Raw genomic sequence first — 1,462 nt, forward strand, 5'->3', positions numbered from 1 at the left:
CTTACAACAGCATCACCACCGCGCTTTCAAGCATCCCTAACGCGCAAAGCTTGCAAAATGTGGTGAGCCAAAAGAACAACCCCTATAGCCCACAAGGCATAGAAACCAATTACTACCTCAATCAAAATTCTTACAACCAGATCCAAACCATCAACCAAGAACTAGGGCGTAACCCCTTCAGGAAAGTGGGCATCGTCAGCTCTCAAACCAACAACGGCGCGATGAATGGGATCGGCATTCAGGTGGGCTACAAACAATTCTTTGGCCAAAAAAGAAAATGGGGCGCTAGGTATTACGGCTTTTTTGATTACAACCATGCCTTCATCAAATCCAGCTTCTTCAACTCGGCTTCTGATGTATGGACTTATGGTTTTGGAGCGGACGCTCTTTACAACTTCATCAACGATAAAGCCACTAATTTCTTAGGCAAAAACAACAAGCTTTCTGTGGGGCTTTTTGGCGGGATTGCGTTAGCCGGGACTTCATGGCTTAATTCTGAATATGTGAATTTAGCCACCGTGAATAATGTCTATAACGCTAAAATGAATGTGGCGAATTTCCAATTCTTATTCAACATGGGTGTGAGGATGAATTTAGCCAGACCTAAGAAAAAAGACAGCGATCATGCGGCTCAACATGGGATTGAACTAGGGCTTAAAATCCCCACCATCAACACGAACTACTATTCCTTTATGGGGGCTGAACTCAAATACAGAAGGCTTTATAGCGTGTATTTGAATTATGTGTTCGCTTACTAAAAGCTTAAACCCCTTTGTGAAACTCCCTTTTTTAATGGGTTTCTTTTGAAGCCTTTCTTTTTTTTTTTTTTGGTAGGGGTTTTAATTTTTTTGAAGCCTTTTGTTTTTGAATTCTCTTTTTAATGGGTTTTCTTTTTTAAATTCTTCTTTTTTTTTGAACTTTTCTTTTTTTAAAGTCTTTTCTTTTTTAAGGGGTTTTCTTTTTTGAACCCTTTTCTTTTTTTGGGGGGTTTTAATGAAAAATCTTTTTTCTTTTGAACCCTTTTTTTTGAACTTTCTTTTTTAAACTCTTTTTTTTAAACCCTTTCGTTTTTTAAACCCTTTCGTTTTTAAACCCTTTCGTTTTTAAACCCTTTCGTTTTTTAAACCCTTTCGTTTTTTAAACCCTCGTTTTTGGGGGTTTCTTTTTAAAGCTTTTTTGAAGTCTTTTTTTTAAATTCTTTTTTTGGGGGTTTGATCTTTTTCTTTTTGTTGATCCTCACTGCTTTCGCTTTTTAATCTTTAGTTTTTTTGTGGGGGTTTGATGCAAAATCCTTTTTAGCGTTTTTGGTTAGTGAAAAAACTTGACGCTACTTTAAGCGATAATCTCTTAGAAAGTGCTTTTTTTATAGGGGGATTAGTGGGGTTGAAAGGGAGAGAATGGTTTCAAAGCGCTTTCTATCCCTTTAAGAAAATAAAATAAAACTTTAATAAAATGATTTTTA

Annotated in this window: 1 pseudogene; it reads left to right on the forward strand. The window is 36.2% G+C overall.

The window, feature by feature from the left end:
• Window positions 1-758: pseudogene (gene babB / locus QU01_RS07840) on the forward strand (Hop family adhesin BabB); the annotation flags it as partial.
• Window positions 759-1,462 lie beyond the last annotated feature (704 nt).

It is taken from the genome of Helicobacter pylori SA221C (assembly GCF_000476855.1).
Classification (GTDB): domain Bacteria; phylum Campylobacterota; class Campylobacteria; order Campylobacterales; family Helicobacteraceae; genus Helicobacter; species Helicobacter pylori_DK.